Here is a 21,178-nt window from a genome sequence, read left to right as displayed (position 1 = left end):
ATAAGGACAAAGGAGGTCGAAGAGTATGTATTCGTATTATTCCTACTCACCTTACAGATCCGCTTATACTTCCCAGACTGCTAAGGTAACTTTTAGGAGCAGTCCGCTGGCTCCTGATTTAAAAGGGGCCATGTATTTTTACGAAATGCCATATGGGGTTGAGGTCTTTGTGCAAGTGGAAGGTCTGCCTGAATTTCAGACCTTAAAGGATGGAACACAGGTGGGTCCTCATGGATTTCACATTCATGAAAAAGGAATTTGTGAATTAGGAGAAGGAAAAGATCCATTTGCTTCGGCCGGAGGGCATTGGAATCCTGATCAACAGCCACATGGAAACCATGCGGGTGACTTCCCAGTATTGTTTTCTAATCAAGGGAGATCTCGGATGATTTTCTTTACAGACCGGTTTAGAGTTAAGGATATTATCGGAAAATCAGTAATCATTCATCAACAGCCAGATGACTATCGATCTCAGCCTAGCGGGAATGCCGGAAAAAGAATTGCATGTGGAATAATAGAAATATCATGAAAAATGGAATAAATCTTATCAGAAATGGATATACTTAACTGTGTAGGATGTTAAGAAGCACTACTTGACTTAACCGGTGAGTCATAGTATTATATACTATATAAGAGATATCGCTTACCAATTAATAAGAATCACCTATTATAAAGAGTGATCAAGCATTATTGGTACTTTTTATAATATGTGATTTTTTCAGTATGGTAAGCACATATTAATTTTAGAAATATTGGAGGATCCATTCCTATGAAAACAGGTACAGTGAAGTGGTTTAACGCGGAAAAAGGTTTTGGTTTTATTGAGGTTGAAGGAGAAGACGATGTATTCGTACACTTCAGCGCGATCAACGAAGAAGGCTTTAAGTCTCTAGAAGAAGGTCAATCTGTGGAATTCGAAATCACAGAAGGTAACCGCGGACCACAAGCTGCAAACGTAACTAAATTATAATTCAAAAAATAGAAAGAGACTGGCTTCAGAGTCAGTCTTTTTTACATAATTTTATGTCTAGAGGAGGCTTCAAACATGGCTTTCGGTAAAAAGAACCAGGCAGAAATTAAAGAAGAAGAAACTAAAATTTGGGTTTGCACATCTGACGACTGTAACTGTTGGATGAGGGATAACTTCAGAACAAATGAAGAAAATCTTTGCCCTAAATGCGGCAATCCAATGAAACAGGAAAATAAAGTCCTGCAGGTAGTTGAGAATAACAGTTTGTATTATAAAAATTAAGATAACGAAGCGGCCGCCTTTCGAGCGGCCGTTTTTTTGTTTATAATTAAGCGTGAAGCGGGAAAAGAGACAACAATTCATAATGGGAGGGGTGCTATATGGATCCGCAGCTGGAACATATATTATCAACTAAGAAAAAACTCAGAAAAAACACACTGGGCAAGATACTGGAGCAATTCGACGGAAGTATTATGAAGTTATCCCAGTCCAGCCGCAAGAAGAAATATCAGAAAATGAGAGAAGACTCCTACAGCTTTTTTAGAGGCAGTGCTTATTTATTCTTCTTTGATGTTACTGAATTCCCCTTTACCTTTCACACTCCAAAAGATAAACCCACATGGATTATGGGAGACATGCACTTTGACAACTTTAGTGCCTTCCTAAATGAAAACCATGACATTGTTTTCGATGTTGATGATTTTGACGAAGGTTATTTAGGATCTTATTTATACGATATTCTTCGAATGGTTGTTAGTATCCGCCTCATGTCATCTAAGCAAGGATTTTCAGATGAAGAGGAAGATGAACTTGTTGATCAGTATTTAAAAAAGTACCGTAAGCAGCTGGAAGCATTTCAAGAAGGAGACGAAGATCCACAATCTCTTCAATTTACTTCCGAGAACACAAAGGGGCCAATTAAGAAAACCCTGAAAAAAATTGAAGAAAGACACGCTTCTCACGAACTTGATAAGCAAACCGTAGTCGATCATAATTCCATCCGCTCATTTGATATTGGAAAAGACAAACTTTCATCTGTCTCGAAGCAGGAAAGGGACAAACTTGAATCCGCTTGGAAAGAGTATCTGTCATCTTTAAATCCAGGAACGAAAAAAAATGATTCATTCTACAACATTAAAGATGTTGTAAAAAAGAACGGTTCAGGTATTGGATCGACAGGCCTCAAGCGCTATTACATCCTGATAGAAGGACAAGAGGATGAAGTGCACCACGATGATATCATTTTAGAAGCCAAAGAGGCTCGCTCTCCGATTCCAGCTTATTTCTTCCCTTATAATGAACATTTTTGGGAAGATAACAAACATCAGGGAAGAAGAGTCGCACATACTCAGCAAGCCATGCACCATCAGGCAGACCCTTATTTAGGATATTTCAGGATGGATGGACATGACTTTTATGTGCGGGAGAGGTCACCTTTTTCGAAGGACTTAAGAGAAAAAAATCTGGGTGACTATAAGAAATTAAGAAATTCACACAGACGATTAAAACAATGGCTCAAATTAGTGCAAAAATACATGCGCGTGCAGATGCAGATATCGAGGGTGGGATTATGGATTATCATAGCGAACAGGCCATCCTTAATGCGATTGGCTCTAATCAGAAATTGTTTCGCCATCAATTAGGTTTATGGTCGAGGCATTATAAAGAAACAGTGGAAAATGATTTTGAGCTATTTAAAGAATGGCTGATCGAACAAGATTATTTTAAATCATAAGTGAGACCTGTTATATCTTTTGGATGAATGATATAATGTCTTAATGTTATACATTCGAATACTGGAGGATTTTTAATGTTAAATGTAAATAATGTTAGTCTTCGTTTCGGCGATCAAAAGTTATTTGAAGACGTAAATATAAAGTTCACCCCTGGAAACTGTTATGGATTAATTGGCGCCAATGGCGCAGGAAAGTCAACTTTCCTGAAAATCCTAAGTGGAGAGCTCGAACCACAGACTGGCGAAGTTTCTTTAAAGAACAACCAGCGTCTGTCTGTTTTAAAGCAAAACCATTTTGAGTATGATGAGTATCAAGTTTTGGAAACCGTGATCATGGGTAATACTCGTCTGTACGAAGTAATGAAAGAAAAAGATGCTATTTATATGAAAGGTGATTTCACTGAAGAGGACGGTATGCGAGCTGCTGAACTTGAAGGTGAATTTGCCGAGATGAACGGATGGGAAGCGGAATCAGATGCCGCTCGTCTATTGACAGGACTTGGTATTAAAGAAAACCTTCATGAAAAACAGATGAGGGATTTAGCTGCATCGGATAAAGTAAAGGTCCTGCTTGCGCAAGCCCTATTTGGAAATCCGGATGTTCTTTTACTGGATGAGCCTACCAACCACTTAGATATTAAAGCTATTCAGTGGTTAGAGGACTTCTTGATTGATTTTGAAAATACAGTCATCGTAGTATCTCACGACCGTCACTTCTTAAATAATGTATGTACTCATATTGCTGACCTTGATTATGGTAAGATCCAGGTTTATGTAGGTAACTACGACTTCTGGTATGAATCAAGTCAGTTGGCCTCAAGAATGGCTGAGGAACAAAATAAGAAAAAAGAAGAAAAGATTAATGACTTGAAGGAATTTATCGCCAGGTTTAGTGCCAATGCCTCGAAATCTAAGCAGGCAACGTCACGTAAAAAATTATTAGAAAAGATTACACTTGATGACATTCAGCCTTCATCCCGTAAGTATCCGTACATCGCTTTTACGGCTGAACGGGAAATAGGGAACGATTTATTAACTGTAAAGAACTTATCTAAGACGATTGATGGCGTCAAAGTCCTTGATAACATCAGCTTTACGCTTAACAAAGATGACAAAGTGGCATTAGTTGGAGCTAATGAAACCGCAAAGACTACTTTGTTCCAAATTCTCATGGGAGAAATAGAGCCAGACGAAGGCACCTATAAGTGGGGAGTTACTACTTCACAGAGTTATTTCCCTAAAGAAAATTCGAAGTTCTTTGAACGCTCTGATTTGAACCTGGTGGAGTGGCTTCGTCAATATTCTCCTGAAGATGAAACAGAAACGTTCTTAAGAAGTTTCCTAGGTCGTATGCTGTTCTCCGGAGAAGAAGCTCTGAAAAAAGCTAATGTGCTTTCAGGTGGAGAAAAAGTTCGCTGTATGCTGTCTAAAATGATGCTATCTAAAGCTAATGTGTTACTTTTAGATGAGCCTACCAACCACTTGGACTTGGAATCCATTACATCTCTGAACAAAGGGTTGATTCGCTTTAAGGGCTCTGTCATCTTTGCTTCTCACGACCATGAGTTTATTCAAACGATTGCCAATCGAATTATTGAAATAACTTCAAATGGTATCGTAGATAAAGAAATGAGCTATGATGAGTATTTAAATGATCCAGAGGTCCAGAAGCAAGTAGCAGCATTAGCTGAATAATAATAAGCCTGCCAGTGTTGGCAGGCTTATTTTATTTGGGTAGCTCAGTTAAATCTGAGTATTGATCTGTCAATATAAGTAGTTCAATAACCTGCTTATTATAAATTAACCGCAACATTTAAAAGAGCGAATTGAATAAGAGGGCAGGGAAAGGGCTTCAGGTTATTTCACCAACTGGGTGTTGACGAAAAAGAAAATTATCTTGCCATTCGTGGTTAAGAGCTGAATTTGTCATAATTACAGTGGGATACATTTAAAATGCAGAGGTTTGTAATCTCTATGAAACATGTATGTTACCTTTGAAATCAAACTGTTAGCTGTTTGTTCTTAAAATATATAGAAATTCTGATAGTCTTGTAGTTAGTGAAATAAACACTTCGTTTTTTGGAATCATTTAGAGGAGGCATTAACTACATGAAAAAGAAAATTTTCTCAGTAGCAGCTACGGTAGCATTAACAGGTGCATTCGCAACTTCTGTGAGTGCTGAAGAATATACAATTGATAAAGGCGACACGCTTTGGGGCATCTCAAAAAAATATGATGTATCTGTAAATCAACTTAAGTCATGGAATGATCTGAATTCAAATTTAATTTACCCTAACCAACAGCTTACGGTATCAAAAGAGGTCAGTTCATCTTCTTCTGAAAAAAGCAGTAACGATGACACTTATACAGTAAAGTCCGGTGATACACTATATAAGATTTCTAAGAAATATGGAATTAGCGTAGATGAACTTATGGATTGGAACAATCTTGATTCAACTCTAATTCACCCAGGAGATAAGTTTAAAGTGAATGGACAAGCATCTTCTGAACCTGAAGTTTCAGCCAGTTCATCCAACAATGATGGTTCATCAAGTAATGAATCAGCTTCTGAATCTAAATCAGAAAAATCTGGTGATTCAAGCAGTGACGTAGTGAAAGAATTTACCGCAGAAGCTACAGCTTACACTGCGTTCTGTACTGGTTGCAGTGGTGTTACTGCTACAGGCGTGGACCTTCGTGCAAATCCTGATCAAAAAGTTATTGCAGTGGACCCTGATGTAATTCCACTAGGATCTAAAGTATATGTAGAGGGTTACGGTGAAGCAATTGCAGCAGATACAGGCGGAGCTATTAATGGCAACCGTATTGATGTCTTTATGCCAGAGCGTGAAGATGCTCTTGATTTTGGAAGACAGTCTGTGCAAGTTAAAGTCCTAAGTGAATAATAAAAGCTTTCTCCCCCTTTGAAATTGCTATTATTCTATAAATAAGCCCATTTCTGTCTAGTACAGAGATGGGCTTTTATACATTTAACGTAAGGCATAATGATGGATATAAAATTGCAGTTAGATAGGAACAGTCTCACTATCTTCAATGAATTACCTCAATTGCTGCTGTCAAATGGTTAAAAGATCAGTAAAGACCTACCAGAACCTTTCTTGTGAAAAGAAAGGTTCTTTTAATGGAAAATAAACAGCAAGAGAAATCGAATGTAAACACATTATAAAAATCGGCAAACCAGCCTATGTGTCACAAGCCATATGGACTAATTGCTCAATTTAAGGTCTTAAAATAGCTCTTAGATATATAGAATAGAGATGCTGCTAACGAGTAGGAAGAGATTACCTCCTAAAAGTGCAGATCATGCAAAACCCCTTATAAGTGACGTGATAGTGGTAAGTGGTGGATAGTTCATGACTTAATTGATAGACTTGTTAAGAATCATTTATTGGAAGGAGTGCTGAAATTGAAAGCAATTGTACATGAACAAGAAGCTGGAATTGAAGGGTTAAAAGTAAAAGAAATGGAAGAACAGGTTCTGGGAGAGAATGATGTAAAAATAAAGGTACATACAGCCGGGTTGAATAGACGTGATCTGGCTGTCGTTACTAAACGACACCAGCCAGAGGATCCTGCGTTAATTCCAGGCTCCGATGCCGCAGGTACCGTTGTAGAGGTAGGAGAGAAAGTAAGCAGATTTCAAATAGGAGACGAGGTTGTAGTTAATCCAGGTTTAGGCTGGCAGAAAAACAGTTCGGCACCTCCGGAAGGATTTGAGATCGTAGGCCTTCCTGATCACGGAACCTTTGCGCAGTTTTATACTTGTGACGAAAACCATTTCGAAGCTAAACCATCTCATTTAAGCTTTGAAGAAGCTGGAGTTTTATCTCTTGCTGCTTTAACAGCTTATCGAGCTTTATTTACTCGAGGCAATTTACAAAAAGATCAAACCGTTATGCTTCCTGGAATTGGAAGCGGTGTACTTACATTCGCCTTGAAATACGCGAAAGCTATTGGAGCTCGAGTTATAGTTACTTCCCGTTCTGAAGATAAACTTCAAGAGGCTTTAACATTAGGAGCAGATCGAGCCATTCATACAGAAAGCGACTGGAATGAAGAACTTCATAACGAATCTATTGATTTATTAATAGAAAGTATTGGGAAAGCTACATTCGATAAATCTCTGAATATTATACGAAAAGGAGGAACCATTGTAACCTTTGGGGCTACAACAGAAGACCAAATTCAGATAAATATTCGTAAATTTTTCTATGGGCAGTATAATTTGCTAGGCTCTACGATGGGCAGCGCGGAAGAGCTGAGGGAGATGCTTCAATTTATTGATAAAAACGACATAAAACCTCAACTTGATCGTGTATTTTCATTAGACGAGTACGAAAAAGCCTTTGAGTATTTAAGAGATACGAAAAACTTTGGAAAAATCGGAATTTCGTTCAATTAAGAACAAAGATCTAACTCAAATTAACTGTTCTTACTTCAAACTTAGTAGCAACTCCGAATTCAATATAAAAATAATCAATAAAAACCGAACGAATGTGCGTAATAGTAGACAAACCGTCCACTCTTTATTGTAAAATGGAGGAAGAAGCTTATACATAAGGAGTGGATAAGGATGTCTCATAAAAATAATCCCAAGCGATTCGCTTTAAACATGAGTGCCGCTCAATTTACTAAGTTTTATATTATGCACTTACTTCAAATCCATCAGCCGATGATTAGTGAACATTTTAAAACAGAGTTTAAAAAATTAACAAAAAACTGGATACCTGCACCTTCTACATTATTGGATACTCTTCACGAGATGACGGAAGAAGGGTTACTATACCGACGTGAAGATTATAAATCTCATGAGAAGAAGAGACAAAAAGTGTACTGGTATTACTTGACTGATAAAGGAAAAGAAGAATTTGATATTTTGAAGAAACGGTACAAACTCTTATTTGAGGAGCAGTTACAAATCTTACAGCAAATCATGAAAGATGTATATAAGTAAGTTCTTCTTAACTGTCGCTCATTTGAAAGGAAGATCATCATGAAGCTCAGTGTTTTAGATCAGAGTCCTATTTCTAAAGGGGAAACAGCTAATGAAGCTCTACAGCACTCTGTTGAACTAGCTAAGTTTACAGAAGATTTGGGCTACTATCGCTATTGGGTTGCTGAGCATCATAGCACAAATGGTCTGGCAAGTTCTTCGCCTGAGATACTGATTGGACAAATCGCTCAGGCCACTAATACTATACGTGTAGGATCAGGAGGCGTATTGCTTCCGCAGTATAGTCCGTTGAAAGTGGCTGAGAATTTTAGAATGCTCGAAAATTTCCATCCCGGCAGGATTGATTTAGGTCTGGGGAGATCCCCGGGTGGGGGAAAGAAAACCAGATTGGCGCTGACGGATGGTTTTGAGAAACCGTTAAGTTCTTTTTCGCGACAGGTGAAAGAACTCCAAAATTTTTTATTTCATTCTATGGAAAAGGGAGATTCTTATTTTGGTGTAACGGCACGCCCTGACAGTTCATATCAGCCAGAAATATGGATCCTCGGCTTAACGGAGCGAGGAGCAAAGCATGCGGCTCTCCTTGGAACGGGTTTTACTTTCGGTCATTTTATAAATCCTGATCATGCCGCCGGGACCTTGGAGACCTATCGTGAAAAATTTAAGCCTTCCTTAGCTCGCAAACAACCCGATGCAAATGCTTGTGTATTTGTTGTCTGTGCAGATACAGAAGAAGAAGCTGAAGAGATTGCTAAAAGTCAGGATATGTGGCTTTTACAAGTTGAAAAAGGCCTTGAGACAAGAGTTCCTTCTCTGGAAGAAGTGGATCAATACACTTTCACAGAAATCGAAAGGGAAAAAATACGCAATAATCGACGGAGATGCATCATTGGAGACCCCGTACATGTAGTGAATCAATTACAAAGACTTGCTGATAAATATCGTATTAATGAATTTTTATTAATTACCAACATTTTTGATTTTGAGAAAAAGAAACATTCTTATCAACTGGTTGCTAATGAATTAATGAAAAGGTCCAGGTAGTAAGAGAGAATAAACAAAACCCCTACATTCACCCATACCACCCTTCTTGCTTTTGCATATATAAGTAGGGAAAGGGGGAATTAATGTGAGTAGAGGATATGGTGGAGGCTTTGCGCTAATCGTCGTGTTGTTTATTCTCCTTATTATCGTAGGAGCTGCATGGTGGTATTAATAGATGAAAGTGTGGCAGATGCCACACTTTTTCTATGGATTTCTAATGTACTAGTTCTAATCAACTGAAATAAAGTTTAAGTTATTGAGATCTTTGTTTTAAAAATTTTTTATCTAGGCTATAATGGGGTACATTACGTCACAAAGGAGCGAACAATACCCATGGATCAATCCCTTATTGGAACGATACAGAGCTGTACAGTATCAAAAAAAATAACCAATGGATTTATATTAAAATACAAAGACACAGAAATATTACTGCCCGATGAAGCAGTTGATCAGGAAATCGATTTGGAGCAGTCTATAAAGGTATTTCTATACACAAATAAAAAAGGACAGGCTGTAGCAAGCATGACTATTCCGGAGGTAAGCCGTGATTCCTATGGATGGGCAGAAGTAGAAGAAGTGGTACCTAATATGGGTGTATTCGTAAACATCGGCTTAGAGGATAAAGAAATATTAGTTTCAACGGATGACCTTCCGTTACTTAAATCAGTCTGGCCAGTGAAAGGCGACTTTTTATTCGTCAGCTTAGAATTAGACAAAAAAGGACGACTTCTGGCTGAACCCATTTCAGAACAGGAAGTATGGGACGATTTAGAGCCGGCGCCCGCTTCTATTTTAAATTCTGAGACTCAAGGCAGAGTCTACCGCTCAACAAAAGCTGGGTCATCGGTATTAACAGAAGAAGGTTATAGAGGATTTATCCATCCGAATGAAAGAAAAGAGGAACCGAGGTTAGGGGAAACGGTAGTTGCAAGGGTTATTGATGTAAAAGATGATGGGTCAATTAACTTATCTTTACGTCCAGTTAAGAAAGAAAGCAGAAAAGAAGATGCTGAGGTCATTCTCGATTACCTGAGGGAAAATGATGGCATCGTCTATTTAGATGACAACAGCGATCCTGAGAAGATACGTGATACTTTTCAAATCAGCAAATCAGCATTTAAACGAGCTGTGGGCAAATTAATGAAGGAAAATCAAGTAGAGCAAACAAATGGAGCCACTAGACTACTTCATAGTTCTGATTAATACTTAGTAGCAACTCCGAACTAAAAAACAAAAAACAAATCAATAAATATTAAAACCGCCAGCAGTTTTACCTTTGGCGGTTTTAATATTTAATCTTCGTAATTTACTACGGTTCCATCCTGATATGTTACTTCTAACTTAAATTCCTTATAAGGAGCTTCAAGACCAAGAACTGTAAGGACTTCATTGATTACCTCATCCTCTGGGGTATCCTGATCGAAACTCATCTCTCTAAGCTGAGGTGCAAGCTGATTAAAAGCTTCTTCACCTGTAACTTTCTGCCGATCAAAATCGTCAATACGTGCTTCTTTTCTATTTTCTAGATTAACATAATCAATGTGGTAAGACATACGATCTACATAATCAACTTCCAACTCAAACCTATTAAAGTTAAAGGGCCGATTCTCATTAATTTGCTGGTAAGAGATACTTTCTGGTGATGGTTCATTTTGTGTTTGTTCGCCGGATTGATTATTCACATTGTTACATCCCGTTGTTAATAAGAGCAGCAGGAAGAAGGTTATACTCAGTAGTTTCAATAAAATCACTCCATTCTTTTGTTATCCATAGGATTACCAAAAAATTCGTTTTTCATAATCCATCCCTAAGCACAATAGTTAGCTGAAGAGATTGCTCATGTTATGATTAATATATAGTCATTCCTCTGAGACTATTAAAGGGAGGATCAACCCATGAAGAAGAAATCTTTATATGGGATGCTGTTTATATTAATCGGAGCTTTAATTACGGTCCCTATAGCAAGTGGACACTTATCCGGGCAAGAAAAACATCAGAACGAAGAGGAAGGTGATCTTACCGTGACTAACTATAACGGAGAGACTGTCACTTATTCTAAAAAGGAACTAAAAGACATGTTAACGTCAGTTCAGTATAAGGTTACGCAAAAAGATGGTACGGAACGAGCTTTTGAAAATAAATATTGGGATAATACCGATGAGGGAATTTATGTAGATATCATCTCCAAAGAACCTTTGTTCAGCTCAGTGGATAAATACAAATCTGGAACGGGCTGGCCAAGTTTCACTCAACCGCTTGCGGAAGAGAATATTGTAACTAAAAAAGACCCAGGTATTTTTGGTTCCCGAACCGAAGTTAGAAGTAAGGAAGCAGATTCTCATCTAGGACATGTATTTAAAGACGGTCCTCAGCCAACAGGACTAAGGTATTGCATGAATTCGGCCGCACTAGAATTCATTCCAAAAGAAGAAATGGCTGAACGTGGCTATGAAAAATACTTGGATGAATTTGAACAGTAAACTTTTAGAAGCAGGAACTTCCTGCTTCTTTTTTCATAATACAATGATAATGATTATCATTGACTTTCTAGTTATTTTTCTCTATACTGTCTATTGATAAAGATTATCATTATCAATAGACAGTAATACATAACATTGCTGAAATAATCAAATCAGAAGGGAAGGATAGGCTTTATGAAAAAGCTTAGTATTTTAGGACTAATTTTATTCTTGGGAATCCTTGTGGCATGCAGTGATAATTCCGATCAATCCAATGGAGAAGATGGAGAAACCGCTTCTTCACCGGAGTCTGAATCAACTGATGAAGGTAATGCAGGATCTATCACATTTGAAGATGGAGTAGGTGAAATGACTATAGATGGGGTACCTAAAAAAGTAGTAGTTTTAGAGTGGACATATATAGAGCACTTATTACCATTAGGTGTAGAACCTGTTGGAGTTGCAGACCTGGAAGGTTATAATAAATGGGTGAACGTGGGAGAACCACTAAGCGACTCTGTAACGGACGTGGGTACAAGATCAGAGCCCAATTTTGAGGCTATTTCCCGTTTGGATCCTGATTTAATTATAGGAGCAAAATATCGTCATGAAAGCTTTAAAGATCAATTGGAGAGTATTGCTCCTACCGCTTTATTCGCACCATACTCTGAAAAAGGGGCAGAGGATCAATACCAGCATCTCCTAAATGAGTTTAATACTCTGGGGAAAATATTCAATAAAGAGGAAAAAGCTAAGCAGTATATTAAACAGATGGAAGAAACTTTTAAAGAACAGGGAGAACGTATTCAAGAAGCTGGGTATGAAAACCTGAATGCTGTGGTTGCTCAAGCTTTTACATCTCAAAACACGCCTACAATGAGGTTGTTTACCAATAACTCGGTCATCGCTGGAGTTCTAGATAAAATGAATGCAACTAATGCGGTTAAAACCGACGAACCAGAGATTTATGGTTTTATCTCAACAAATGTTGAAGCTTTACAGAATTATCAAGACTCCCATTTCTTCTATTTAGTCCAAAATGACGATCCAATATTTGATAACCTGGCGGACAATCCGGCATGGACAAATCTTAATTTTGTGGAAAAGGATCACACTTATAAGCTGCCGGGAGATATGGGAACTTTTGCAGGACCACTATCAGCCGAACGATTTTCTAAGGAAATAGCCAATGCACTATTAGAAAAATAATGTTCGTAAGGGAAGACCACTTTGGCAGTAAAAGTGGTCTTTCCATTTAACCAGAATTTTTTTGTCCTACGTTTATTATAAATATACTATACTAACTGATAGGGAGGTTTTTTCATGAAGTTCAATGGGTTTTCGGCTTTACAATTTAGAATTGCGAGACCAACGGATCAACTAACTGAAATTGTAGCTTTTTATGAAGAAGGAATAGGATTACCTAAATTAACTCAATTTTCGAGTCATGCTGGGTATGATGGAGTAATCTTCGGCCTCCCAGATAGCCAGTATCAGTTAGAGTTCACTACTCATGAAAAGGGAAGCCCTTGTCCCGCTCCTACCAAAGACAATTTATTGGTGCTATACATAGAAGAAAAAGATGAAATCCAAACCATAATAAACCCCTTAGCTAATCAAGGATTCTTTACGGTAGAACCTGAGAATCCTTATTGGGAAGAAAGAGGCACAACTATTGAAGATCCGGATGGATGGCGCGTAGTACTTATGAATACTAAGGGAATATGAGAGGAAGAAATTTATGCTTAACTTAAACGTAATGTTGCAAAAAGATTTCGATGAACTAATGAAAATGGAAGTGCAAAATTATGCAGATGAAAAGGTTAAAGCTGGAACATGGACAAAAGAAGAATCTTTGCAAAAATCAAAAGAAGCTTTTCAACAGCTTTTACCCGATGGGCTTCAGACGACTCATCACTTTTTGTTATCTTTAAGTCATCCCAATACGAATGAGGTAGTAGGTTATTTCTGGTACCACTTTGATGAAAGTCACCCTCAAAAGGAGGCTTTCATTTATAACTTTTTAATTTTTGAACCTTACAGAGGACAAGGTTTTGGGCGAAGAGCCTTAGAATCCTTAGAAAAGTATGTTAAGCAGCAGGGCGTAAAAAAACTTTCCCTCCATGTTTTTGCTCATAACAAACGTGCTATACATCTTTATCAACAAGCTATGTACGATATTACAGATATTAATATGTCTAAGTACATTGGATAAATAGTTGACATTACAAGTGAGAATGATTATCATTTTTGTTGGGATAGAAAATAATTTAACTGTAGGTGAAACCATGGACCAAAATAAAAGTGAATTAGCCAGAATTATTCGTGAGCGCCGCTCCGTAAAAAGTGATTATTTAGCTAAAGAAGTTCCTGAATCATTAATTAAAGAGCTCTTAGATGACGCTCGTTGGGCCCCAACGCACGGATTAAGAGAACCCTGGCGTTTTATATTTATTCCGACGGAAGAAAAAGATCATTTTGTGGAAGATATCGTGCAGACTTTTCCAAGGGACAGACAAGAAAACAGGAGAAATTATTTTAGCCAGCCGGCAGCTTTTTTAATTGCTGTAATGGATGAAGACCCACGTCAAAAACAGTGGGAAGAAAATTTCGGAGCGATCAGCTCTCTTATACAAAATTTTCAGTTGTTAGCATGGGAAAGAGAATTAGGTGTAGTTTGGAAAACGAACCCTCAAATTCATGAACCTAAGGTTCGTGAAATGCTGGGTGTGCAGCCTGGTGAGAAAATAGTCGGCTTTCTCCATCTAGGTTACTTTGATCAAATGCCAAAAACTAAACACAGAACTCCAATTGAAGAAAGAATTACCGTATATAAAAAGAAGAAATAATGATAAAAACCTCCTTGAGAAAGGAGGTTTTTTAAATCTAATGTCTGACTTTGATTAATAAGGGTTTTCGGGTCTTAGTCTCATCAGTTACTTTTTATTGAAGGAGCACTCTAATAATTTAAAAAAATGGAGAGACTTCAGGCATAGGAAGAAGCCTTTTCAGAGGTATGTAGGCATTATGATAGACTCATAGCACGGTTGGTTTTATGATAATAGATAAGATATTTATAAAGGAGATTCTCAATGAATTTTGTAGCGCTTGATTTTGAGACAGCCAACTCCTCTCGAGGAAGTGTCTGTTCGATCGGTTTAGTAGAGTATGAAAACAATGAAGTAAAACATGAATATTATCGTTTGGTAAAACCTCGAAAAAATTATTTTTCCCCGAAAAATATAAGCATTCACGGCATAACAAAAGATGATGTAGCTGATGCTCATGAGTTTGATATCTTATGGCAAAATGAAATTCAACCAATGGTTGAAGGGAAGTTTCTAGTGGCGCATAATGCTCAGTTTGATATGGGAGTACTTCGTGCAGTTCTCGATGAATATCGTCTTCCATATCCACTGCTTGCTTATAACTGCACCTTAAACATTTCAAAGAAAACATGGGAACTGCCACGTTATAATCTTAAGTCTGTTTCAAACCATATTGGCTTTCGTTTTAATCATCACCACGCACTTGAGGATGCACAGGCCGCTGCTCATATCTTACTTAAGGCTTGCGAAGAGCTAAAGGCTGAAAATACAAAAGACCTGGTTGAGAAGACACAAACCACTAACGGCATGATGTATGATCAGCAATATGAACCTGCACGATTGAATAAGAAACAGAAAACAAAAAGACCTGAAAGTATAAATTATGTGGCAGCAACCAGAGAAATTGATAGCAGTCACCCTTTTAATGGTGCTTCCTTTGCGTTTACAGGAAGGTTAACAGCTATGAATCGAGAGAAGGCTGTTCAAACAGTTGCTAACCTTGGAGGATATACCTATTCGACAGTAGAGAGCACTACTAATTATTTAATTGTAGGAAGCAAAACCTATGATCATTATTTAAATGGAAAGAAAAACAGTAAGTTAGAGCGTACAGAAACGCTATTAAGTCAGGGGCATTCCATAGAAATTCTTCCTGAAAATGAATTCCTGAATTATTTGTAAAGTTTACCATGTCTTAGTTTTATAAGTTTTTTGCTACACAGTTCAAATGCTTTTTATCTTTTAATAAAATGGGGTGAATGGCTATGGAGTGTTCTGAAAGCCGTCCCAAATTTATACCTGCTCCATAATAATAAGACTGCCATACAATTTTTGTGCAATATTGTTCATGATCACTATAGCCGAGCGGCGTGAACACTTTATAAGCAGCTTTTGGATAATTGGTATGAAGATGGTCAAGGTATGTGCAGGCTTTCATGCCACTTTGGGGATCTTTAGCAGAAAAAATAGTAATCGATCGGAATTTATTAAAATAACGACTGATTGGATCTTTCATCAACCCTGAAGGAATAGAGTGAATGACCTCTCTGCGGGAATTTACTATACCAACGTGGCCCGCATATTTCGATTCACTTTTTCCGATAGGAGTAAATAATAAATCCCCTGGGGTTATAATTATATTTGTACCTGGGTACGTAAGAGATATCGTATTATCATTTGATGGTGCTTGAGCTTTTCTTGGCTTTACTGTATAAGCTGCTATACCTGCAAAAGCTGCTAAGAGGATTGAATATAGGCGTTTTTTCATAACTTTTCCTTTCTAATCATAGATGTATTTACATCCATGATATCATATAAAATGTTTTATCTGGATTAGATGGAAGGTGTTTTTTATCGGGGGAGGACCAGGATGAGATCAGAAGAAGAGATGATGAAATTGATTCTTTCAGTTGCTGAAAAAGACACTCAAATTAGAGGGGTAATCATGAACGGATCGCGAGTTAATCCGAAGGTTACTCCTGATTCTTATCAGGACTATGATATTGTCTACATAGTCACTGAGCTAACCCCTTTTATGGCAGATCATTCGTGGGTAGATGTTTTTGGTAAAAGGCTGATCATGCAGATGCCCGATAAGATGCAATTGTACTCCTATAATCATGAACCGGGCCAGAAATTCTCCTACTTAATCCAGTTTATGGATGGAAACCGAATCGATCTCACTTTATATCTTAGAGATCATCTTCCTAAGAAGCTGGATAGTTTAAGCGTTGTTTTAATGGATAAAGACCACAACCTGCCAGCTTTACAGGACCCTGATGAAAGAGATTATTTAGTTCAAAAGCCATCTCCTTATGATATTGAAAGATGTATCAATGAATTCTGGTGGGTGAGTACGTATGTAGCTAAAGGACTGGCCAGACGTCAACTTCCGTATGCTAAAGAAATGATGGATGGTCCCGTAAGAAAGATGCTTAAACGCATGATCAGCTGGTACATTAGTGCAAAAAACAACTTCCAAGTAAATGTCGGCAGTGCCGGAAAATATTTCGAATATTTTTTAGAAGATCATATTTGGAAGGATTATAAAAAAACTTACGCAGATGGAGAGTACCCGAACAATTGGAAAGCTTTATACCAAATGTGTGAATTATTTATAACTTTAACAAGAGAGGTTACTTCCCATCTGAATTATCCGCACGAAGATTCAGAGGGAATTCACGTTTTTGAATACTTAAAGCATATACATGAAAATTCAGACGATCAGCAGATTTCGTATTAATCAATCGGATCTTCTGCTTTTCCGTATCGGATGACATCATATACAGCCAATCCATCACTTGGTTTTCCATCGTCATCACGGTAAGGAAATAAGGAAAAGAAAATAAAGTAGACTGAGAAATAAGAGTATTGATAGAAAAATAAAGCTCGGGGCAATATATCCGCAAAGATAAGATAATTAATCATGAGGATTACCATCATGTTAAAGATACTTCCTGCTAGATATATAGATACGTGGGCCCACGTTTTATTATAGGTTAAATCTTTATACTGACACCAGCCTTCCATGAAATACTTCTTTTTCACCTCTAATTTTCCAATGTTGAATATAGTCTTCCCAGTACCTATACAGAAATGAATCTTCCCTCCGAACAAACGGGCCACCCACACGTGTCCAGCTTCATGTACGAGTGTAACGATAGGTAATATAAAAAAGAAATTAATAAAGAACATTGGTAAATCACTTAAAGTAAACAATTTCAAAACCTCCATATTTTAACATCTATATAAGACTCTTTTATAACTAAGTCACAAGGCAAAGCTTACCCCAATTTCTTAAATAAAAACTATTATCCACCGAAAACAGCGAGAAATAGTAAATATATCACCGATTATTTTTAGAATATAGGATCATTATTTTAAAAACACTATATAATCAGATTTTTCAAGAAGGATAGAAAATGATTTATTATATAGAAAAGGTAAATTCAGGGTAGTTTGTAGTATATTCTTTAGAAGAAATGCCAAATTTGCGGGTAGAGAACATATGTTCTTATTTTTACTTCGCATATTTACTTATCATATAACCCAACTGGTTAAAACAGCTGTAATGAAATGACCGCAAAAAGAATGAAACCAACCATAATATATAGGGGAAATAAAAAGGGGAGGACCTAGTATTTTATGTAAAATTATGGCTCTCATAAGTATATTTCCAAATATAAAAATCAAGATGATACTTATAATCTAATAACAGTATATGAGCAGTTAAAAATCTTCCTAATAATTAAGCTTTCTTATGAGGTTTGCTGCTCAAGAGAAGATAACGAATTTAGCTTTAGAATATAATAAAATGCTAAAATTACGGAGTAAGAACAAATGTTCGTTTTAAGGATGATTGATGAATGTAGTGAACAAACTCGAATATGATCAGAAGTGCTAAAATAATCAAGGACAAAAGTAATCCAGAAGAAATCATGAACATACTAGATCTTAGCACGAATACTAAAGTTAAGTCATAAGAGAGAAGAATGACTTACCCAGGATTATCAGTGTTTATAATGAGGGTTTTAACAAAGAATCGCTGAACTGAAGAAAAATTTATCATTTTATTATCATTTTAGCTGGTGGAGTAGGTCTTAAGTAAAAGCATATACTTATTGATCATTTTAAAAATTCTAGTTTACATAATATATATTATAGGAAGTAAATGAAATGAGTTTATTTTTGTCTCATAATTCAAGTTTACTTATGATAGTGAGACAAAAGAAAAATTTCACCGTAGATCTTAACATCATTAGATTAAAATTAATTATCTGGGTATCCACACTGTTTGTTATCAGTCAGTTCAAATCAAAATAATATCTAAATTATAAACTTATATTATGACTCGCGGTTTTATCACTCTTCAGCTTTAGATTCTCTCTGTACGATTGCTATCTAAATAATTATCAATTTTTCGTTACTTTATATTCACCCCAGCCAAGCATTTCAGTAGCTCGTCTTTTTATATACTTAGTTTGCGTTTTATGTGTCTATCCAATAATATATATTCTCTGGAACCTTTTATCGCTGAACTAATTTTTCATTGTAAGTTAAATGCTTTTGCTCCAAACTTCTTTGTTGTTAAATGTTTATTGTACTTATAGATTGTTTTTTTATTTTGATTTCGGAGTTGCTACTAAGTTTTAAGTAAAAATACTTTTAATTTGTTACCACTTCAATTAATTCGTTATAAAGAACGTTTGATTTAACCTGGTTTGTTCTTTTATTTCGGAGTTGCTACTAAGTAATTTGTTGTACTACCTCTCCAATTTAATGGAAATTGCCCACTCAAATGAAAAGTCACAGAGCATTTACTCTGTGACTTTAACCTTTGATTTTTTAGTCGAGTATTCTTCATTTTCTCCAAATACCCGTAAAGTTTCATGGTAATAATCCAGTATCTGTTCAGAAGGTTTTTGCCAACTGTGTTTTTCTGCTTCGGCTCTTGCGTTTTTACATAAGTACTTATAAAGCACTTCGTCTTTCAGACGGTTAATCGCATCGATCATACTATCGGTATTCTCATTTTCAAACAGAATGCCTGTTTTACCGTCTTCCACCTGTTCCATCGTAGGACCGCTTTTTGCAGCAATAACCGGCAGACCTGAAGCCATGGATTCTAAGATAACGAGTCCTAAAGTTTCCGTTACAGAAGGAAAAATTAGAGCGTCAGATGAAGAAAATGCTTCTCTTAGTTCTTCCCCATGTAAAAGACCAGTAAAGACGGTATTGGTACCCTCAAATGTGTACTCAAGTTCATCCTTAACGGGCCCATCCCCAACAATAGCTAGTGAAAGGTCATCTCTTTGATCAAGTAATGGTCTAATCTTGTGAATTTCTTTTTCAGGTGCTAAACGCCCCACAAACACAAGCAGTTTATTTTCAGGTTTCCCACCGGATAGACGCTCACGCATCTCTGGTGTCTTATGCTTAGGATGGTAGTGGTCCACTGCAACGCCACGGTCCCATACATTAACATTATGGAAATTCTTATGATCCAGCTCTTTCTTAATAGCATTAGATGTACATAAGTTCACGTGCGCATAATTATGAAGTTTACGGAAATACCACCATACCAGAGGCTTGAAAAGATATAGTCGATAGAAATCCAGATACTTAGGCACATGCGTATGATAAGAAGCAATCAAAGGATAATTAAGCTTATTTGCGTAATATACACCTGAGACACCAACGATCGCCGGGTTTACTACATGGACAAGATCCGGATTATGTTTTTGCAGTAAGTCTTTTACCTTACGCTGAGGTAAGGAGAACTCTTTCGAACGATAAAAAGGTAATTTTGTTGCTTTAACCCCTTCTACAATCGCACCTTCATACTCCTTCACACCAAGGTCTGGAGCTATGACGACCACTTGATGTTCTTGACTTCGCAGGTATTTGATGGCTTCCTTCAATCTGGTTACCACTCCATCTGTTGATGGGAGGAATGTTTCAGTAATGATGGCGATCTTCAAAGTGGAAAACTCCTTACTTCCAAGTGATTGATGGTAATACGTTCTCGACAATAATACGGTCTTTGTGTTCAACTGCTGTACGCAGAATATCACGAATAACGTCATCTGTTAATAAATGAGGTTCTAAACCGAGATCACGAAGTTTTGTGTTAACCGCATTATAGTAATGGTCTTCGTTTTCAATTCGTGGATTCTCAATTTTCTTAACCTGTGTATCTAATCCTTCTTCGTGTGCAATTTTTTGTACACGCTCAGCTAATTCCTGTACAGAGAACCATTCAGTAAACTGATTAAATACTCGGAATTCACCGTTGTCAGCTGGATTTTCTGCAGCGATTTCTACACATCGAACGGTATCTTCAATATTAAGGAAAGCTCTCGTTTGACCTCCTGAACCATAAACCGTAATATCATGACCAATGGCAGCCTGATTAGCAAAACGATTCAGGGCTGTACCAAATACTCCATCATAATCCACGCGGTTAACAAGCATTGGATCAAGTTTTGTTTCTTCTGTATGTAATCCATACACGATTCCCTGGTTAAGGTCTGTCGCACGGATACCCCAGATCTTACATGCAAACATAATATTGTGGCTGTCATGCACTTTGGAAAGATGATAGAAGGAACCAGGCTGTTTAGGGTAAGGAAGCGTGTCTTTTCTTCCCTTATGCTCTATTTCTATATATCCTTCTTCAATATCAATATTTGGAGTTCCGTATTCACCCATCGTACCCAGTTTAATTAAGTGGCATTCTGGAGCAAATTCTTTAATTGCATATAATACGTTCAAGTTTCCAATAACATTATTGGTTTGTGTATAAGCAGCGTGCTCACGATCAATCATGGAATATGGAGCCGAACGCTGTTCAGCGAAGTGAACGAATGCTTCTGGCTCTACCTGGCGGAACACTTCTCTTAAGAAATCATAGTGATTCAAATCGCCAATAAATGTACGGATTTCATTCCCTGTTACTTCTTTCCACTTAGCCACTCGATCTTCTAATGATGCTATGGGAGTAACTGAATTGGAATGAAGCTCATCATCAATTTTTCTGCGTGCTAAATTATCAACAATCGTTACATCATGTCCTTGTTTGGATAGGTATAATGCCGTTGGCCAACCGCAAAAACCGTCTCCTCCTGCTACAATAATTCTCATAATCTACCTCCTAGTTACATCTA

Annotated in this window: 23 protein-coding genes; 18 read left to right on the top strand and 5 right to left on the bottom strand. The window is 37.1% G+C overall.

Features of this window, described 5'->3' with window-relative positions; translation table 11 throughout:
* Positions 1 to 25 precede the first annotated feature (25 nt).
* The 11 genes from BMZ06_RS02845 to BMZ06_RS02795 all read left to right on the top strand — a co-directional run bounded on the left by BMZ06_RS02845 (position 26) and on the right by BMZ06_RS02795 (position 9,928).
* Complete coding sequence (locus BMZ06_RS02845; RefSeq protein WP_089749953.1) at positions 26 to 529, top strand: superoxide dismutase family protein; 504 nt, start codon at positions 26 to 28, stop codon at positions 527 to 529.
* A 240-nt stretch (positions 530 to 769) separates the two neighbouring features.
* Positions 770 to 970: a cold-shock protein gene (locus BMZ06_RS02840; protein WP_014643429.1), complete on the top strand. Its 201-nt coding sequence runs from the start codon at positions 770 to 772 to the stop codon at positions 968 to 970.
* 75 nt (positions 971 to 1,045) lie between these two features.
* Positions 1,046 to 1,252, top strand: coding sequence for a cold-shock protein (locus tag BMZ06_RS02835; RefSeq protein WP_014643428.1), 207 nt, complete (start codon positions 1,046 to 1,048; stop codon positions 1,250 to 1,252).
* A gap of 98 nt (positions 1,253 to 1,350) precedes the next feature.
* On the top strand, positions 1,351 to 2,613 hold the full coding sequence (locus BMZ06_RS02830; RefSeq protein WP_245755937.1) for a DUF2252 family protein: 1,263 nt from the start codon (positions 1,351 to 1,353) through the stop codon (positions 2,611 to 2,613).
* Positions 2,614 to 2,780: 167 nt separating this feature from the next.
* Positions 2,781 to 4,400, top strand: a complete 1,620-nt coding sequence (locus BMZ06_RS02825) for an ABC-F family ATP-binding cassette domain-containing protein (RefSeq protein WP_089749951.1) — start codon at positions 2,781 to 2,783, stop codon at positions 4,398 to 4,400.
* A gap of 414 nt (positions 4,401 to 4,814) precedes the next feature.
* Positions 4,815 to 5,612, top strand: coding sequence for a 3D domain-containing protein (locus BMZ06_RS02820; RefSeq protein ID WP_089749949.1), 798 nt, complete (start codon positions 4,815 to 4,817; stop codon positions 5,610 to 5,612).
* A gap of 521 nt (positions 5,613 to 6,133) precedes the next feature.
* A complete protein-coding gene (locus BMZ06_RS02815; RefSeq protein WP_089749947.1) occupies positions 6,134 to 7,129 on the top strand; it encodes a zinc-dependent alcohol dehydrogenase family protein in 996 nt (331 codons plus the stop codon).
* Positions 7,130 to 7,300: 171 nt separating this feature from the next.
* Positions 7,301 to 7,681: a helix-turn-helix transcriptional regulator gene (locus BMZ06_RS02810; protein ID WP_089749945.1), complete on the top strand. Its 381-nt coding sequence runs from the start codon at positions 7,301 to 7,303 to the stop codon at positions 7,679 to 7,681.
* 39 nt (positions 7,682 to 7,720) lie between these two features.
* Entirely contained in the window at positions 7,721 to 8,725 is a 1,005-nt protein-coding gene (locus BMZ06_RS02805; RefSeq protein ID WP_089749943.1) for an LLM class flavin-dependent oxidoreductase, read from the top strand.
* 85 nt (positions 8,726 to 8,810) lie between these two features.
* The gene (locus BMZ06_RS02800; RefSeq protein WP_089749942.1) at positions 8,811 to 8,897 is read left to right on the top strand and encodes a YjcZ family sporulation protein; all 87 of its coding nucleotides are present in this window, start codon (positions 8,811 to 8,813) and stop codon (positions 8,895 to 8,897) included.
* 161 nt (positions 8,898 to 9,058) lie between these two features.
* On the top strand, positions 9,059 to 9,928 hold the full coding sequence (locus BMZ06_RS02795) for a CvfB family protein (RefSeq protein WP_089749939.1): 870 nt from the start codon (positions 9,059 to 9,061) through the stop codon (positions 9,926 to 9,928).
* Positions 9,929 to 10,017: 89 nt separating this feature from the next.
* Here BMZ06_RS02795 and BMZ06_RS02790 read toward each other — a convergent pair whose 3' ends face one another.
* On the bottom strand, positions 10,018 to 10,467 hold the full coding sequence (locus BMZ06_RS02790; protein WP_139205794.1) for a YusW family protein: 450 nt from the start codon (positions 10,465 to 10,467) through the stop codon (positions 10,018 to 10,020).
* Between the two features lie 153 nt (positions 10,468 to 10,620).
* Here BMZ06_RS02790 and msrB point away from each other — a divergent pair, with 153 nt between their 5' ends.
* From msrB to BMZ06_RS02760, 6 genes are all read left to right on the top strand, one after another.
* Positions 10,621 to 11,205 (top strand): peptide-methionine (R)-S-oxide reductase MsrB, encoded by a 585-nt coding sequence (gene msrB, locus BMZ06_RS02785; protein ID WP_089749936.1) that lies wholly within the window; start codon positions 10,621 to 10,623, stop codon positions 11,203 to 11,205.
* Positions 11,206 to 11,379: 174 nt separating this feature from the next.
* Complete coding sequence (locus BMZ06_RS02780; protein WP_089749934.1) at positions 11,380 to 12,393, top strand: ABC transporter substrate-binding protein; 1,014 nt, start codon at positions 11,380 to 11,382, stop codon at positions 12,391 to 12,393.
* A 114-nt stretch (positions 12,394 to 12,507) separates the two neighbouring features.
* The gene (locus BMZ06_RS02775; protein ID WP_089749931.1) at positions 12,508 to 12,912 is read left to right on the top strand and encodes a VOC family protein; all 405 of its coding nucleotides are present in this window, start codon (positions 12,508 to 12,510) and stop codon (positions 12,910 to 12,912) included.
* A 13-nt stretch (positions 12,913 to 12,925) separates the two neighbouring features.
* Positions 12,926 to 13,399 carry a GNAT family N-acetyltransferase gene (locus BMZ06_RS02770; protein WP_089749929.1) on the top strand — a complete coding sequence of 158 codons (474 nt, stop codon included), beginning with the start codon at positions 12,926 to 12,928 and terminating at the stop codon, positions 13,397 to 13,399.
* 73 nt (positions 13,400 to 13,472) lie between these two features.
* Complete coding sequence (locus BMZ06_RS02765; RefSeq protein WP_089750238.1) at positions 13,473 to 14,033, top strand: nitroreductase family protein; 561 nt, start codon at positions 13,473 to 13,475, stop codon at positions 14,031 to 14,033.
* Between the two features lie 243 nt (positions 14,034 to 14,276).
* Positions 14,277 to 15,194 (top strand): exonuclease domain-containing protein, encoded by a 918-nt coding sequence (locus BMZ06_RS02760; protein ID WP_089749927.1) that lies wholly within the window; start codon positions 14,277 to 14,279, stop codon positions 15,192 to 15,194.
* Positions 15,195 to 15,213: 19 nt separating this feature from the next.
* Here the strand turns inward: BMZ06_RS02760 and BMZ06_RS02755 are convergent, their stop codons facing one another.
* The gene (locus BMZ06_RS02755; RefSeq protein ID WP_089749926.1) at positions 15,214 to 15,780 is read right to left on the bottom strand and encodes a C40 family peptidase; all 567 of its coding nucleotides are present in this window, start codon (positions 15,778 to 15,780) and stop codon (positions 15,214 to 15,216) included.
* 102 nt (positions 15,781 to 15,882) lie between these two features.
* Between BMZ06_RS02755 and BMZ06_RS02750 the strand changes: the two genes are divergently transcribed.
* On the top strand, positions 15,883 to 16,755 hold the full coding sequence (locus BMZ06_RS02750; RefSeq protein WP_175477782.1) for an aminoglycoside 6-adenylyltransferase: 873 nt from the start codon (positions 15,883 to 15,885) through the stop codon (positions 16,753 to 16,755).
* Here BMZ06_RS02750 and BMZ06_RS02745 read toward each other — a convergent pair.
* From BMZ06_RS02745 to BMZ06_RS02735, 3 genes are all read right to left on the bottom strand, one after another.
* Positions 16,752 to 17,231, bottom strand: coding sequence for a site-2 protease family protein (locus BMZ06_RS02745; protein WP_245755936.1), 480 nt, complete (start codon positions 17,229 to 17,231; stop codon positions 16,752 to 16,754). The genes BMZ06_RS02750 and BMZ06_RS02745 overlap by 4 nt on opposite strands.
* 1,598 nt (positions 17,232 to 18,829) lie before the next feature.
* Positions 18,830 to 19,993: a glycosyltransferase family 4 protein gene (locus BMZ06_RS02740; RefSeq protein WP_089749922.1), complete on the bottom strand. Its 1,164-nt coding sequence runs from the start codon at positions 19,991 to 19,993 to the stop codon at positions 18,830 to 18,832.
* A 13-nt stretch (positions 19,994 to 20,006) separates the two neighbouring features.
* Positions 20,007 to 21,155 carry an NAD-dependent epimerase/dehydratase family protein gene (locus BMZ06_RS02735; RefSeq protein ID WP_089749920.1) on the bottom strand — a complete coding sequence of 383 codons (1,149 nt, stop codon included), beginning with the start codon at positions 21,153 to 21,155 and terminating at the stop codon, positions 20,007 to 20,009.
* Positions 21,156 to 21,178 lie beyond the last annotated feature (23 nt).

The organism is Halobacillus alkaliphilus, from assembly GCF_900113125.1.
Classification (GTDB): Bacteria; Bacillota; Bacilli; order Bacillales; family Halobacillaceae; genus Halobacillus; species Halobacillus alkaliphilus.
Note: the sequence above shows the minus strand (reverse complement) of the source record. Positions and strands in the feature narration are given on the sequence as shown.

What these genes read in the sequence shown, in the direction of transcription:
- msrB (WP_089749936.1), top strand. Translation starts at nt 10,621, where the DNA reads ATGAAGAAGAAATCTTTATATGGGATGCTGTTTATATTAATCGGAGCT.
- BMZ06_RS02760 (WP_089749927.1), top strand. Translation starts at nt 14,277, where the DNA reads ATGAATTTTGTAGCGCTTGATTTTGAGACAGCCAACTCCTCTCGAGGA.
- BMZ06_RS02770 (WP_089749929.1), top strand. Translation starts at nt 12,926, where the DNA reads ATGCTTAACTTAAACGTAATGTTGCAAAAAGATTTCGATGAACTAATG.
- BMZ06_RS02750 (WP_175477782.1), top strand. Translation starts at nt 15,883, where the DNA reads ATGAGATCAGAAGAAGAGATGATGAAATTGATTCTTTCAGTTGCTGAA.
- BMZ06_RS02825 (WP_089749951.1), top strand. Translation starts at nt 2,781, where the DNA reads ATGTTAAATGTAAATAATGTTAGTCTTCGTTTCGGCGATCAAAAGTTA.
- BMZ06_RS02795 (WP_089749939.1), top strand. Translation starts at nt 9,059, where the DNA reads ATGGATCAATCCCTTATTGGAACGATACAGAGCTGTACAGTATCAAAA.
- BMZ06_RS02830 (WP_245755937.1), top strand. Translation starts at nt 1,351, where the DNA reads ATGGATCCGCAGCTGGAACATATATTATCAACTAAGAAAAAACTCAGA.
- BMZ06_RS02845 (WP_089749953.1), top strand. Translation starts at nt 26, where the DNA reads ATGTATTCGTATTATTCCTACTCACCTTACAGATCCGCTTATACTTCC.
- BMZ06_RS02780 (WP_089749934.1), top strand. Translation starts at nt 11,380, where the DNA reads ATGAAAAAGCTTAGTATTTTAGGACTAATTTTATTCTTGGGAATCCTT.
- BMZ06_RS02755 (WP_089749926.1), bottom strand. Translation starts at nt 15,780, where the DNA reads ATGAAAAAACGCCTATATTCAATCCTCTTAGCAGCTTTTGCAGGTATA.
- BMZ06_RS02835 (WP_014643428.1), top strand. Translation starts at nt 1,046, where the DNA reads ATGGCTTTCGGTAAAAAGAACCAGGCAGAAATTAAAGAAGAAGAAACT.
- BMZ06_RS02775 (WP_089749931.1), top strand. Translation starts at nt 12,508, where the DNA reads ATGAAGTTCAATGGGTTTTCGGCTTTACAATTTAGAATTGCGAGACCA.
- BMZ06_RS02765 (WP_089750238.1), top strand. Translation starts at nt 13,473, where the DNA reads ATGGACCAAAATAAAAGTGAATTAGCCAGAATTATTCGTGAGCGCCGC.
- BMZ06_RS02735 (WP_089749920.1), bottom strand. Translation starts at nt 21,155, where the DNA reads ATGAGAATTATTGTAGCAGGAGGAGACGGTTTTTGCGGTTGGCCAACG.
- BMZ06_RS02840 (WP_014643429.1), top strand. Translation starts at nt 770, where the DNA reads ATGAAAACAGGTACAGTGAAGTGGTTTAACGCGGAAAAAGGTTTTGGT.
- BMZ06_RS02810 (WP_089749945.1), top strand. Translation starts at nt 7,301, where the DNA reads ATGTCTCATAAAAATAATCCCAAGCGATTCGCTTTAAACATGAGTGCC.
- BMZ06_RS02820 (WP_089749949.1), top strand. Translation starts at nt 4,815, where the DNA reads ATGAAAAAGAAAATTTTCTCAGTAGCAGCTACGGTAGCATTAACAGGT.
- BMZ06_RS02805 (WP_089749943.1), top strand. Translation starts at nt 7,721, where the DNA reads ATGAAGCTCAGTGTTTTAGATCAGAGTCCTATTTCTAAAGGGGAAACA.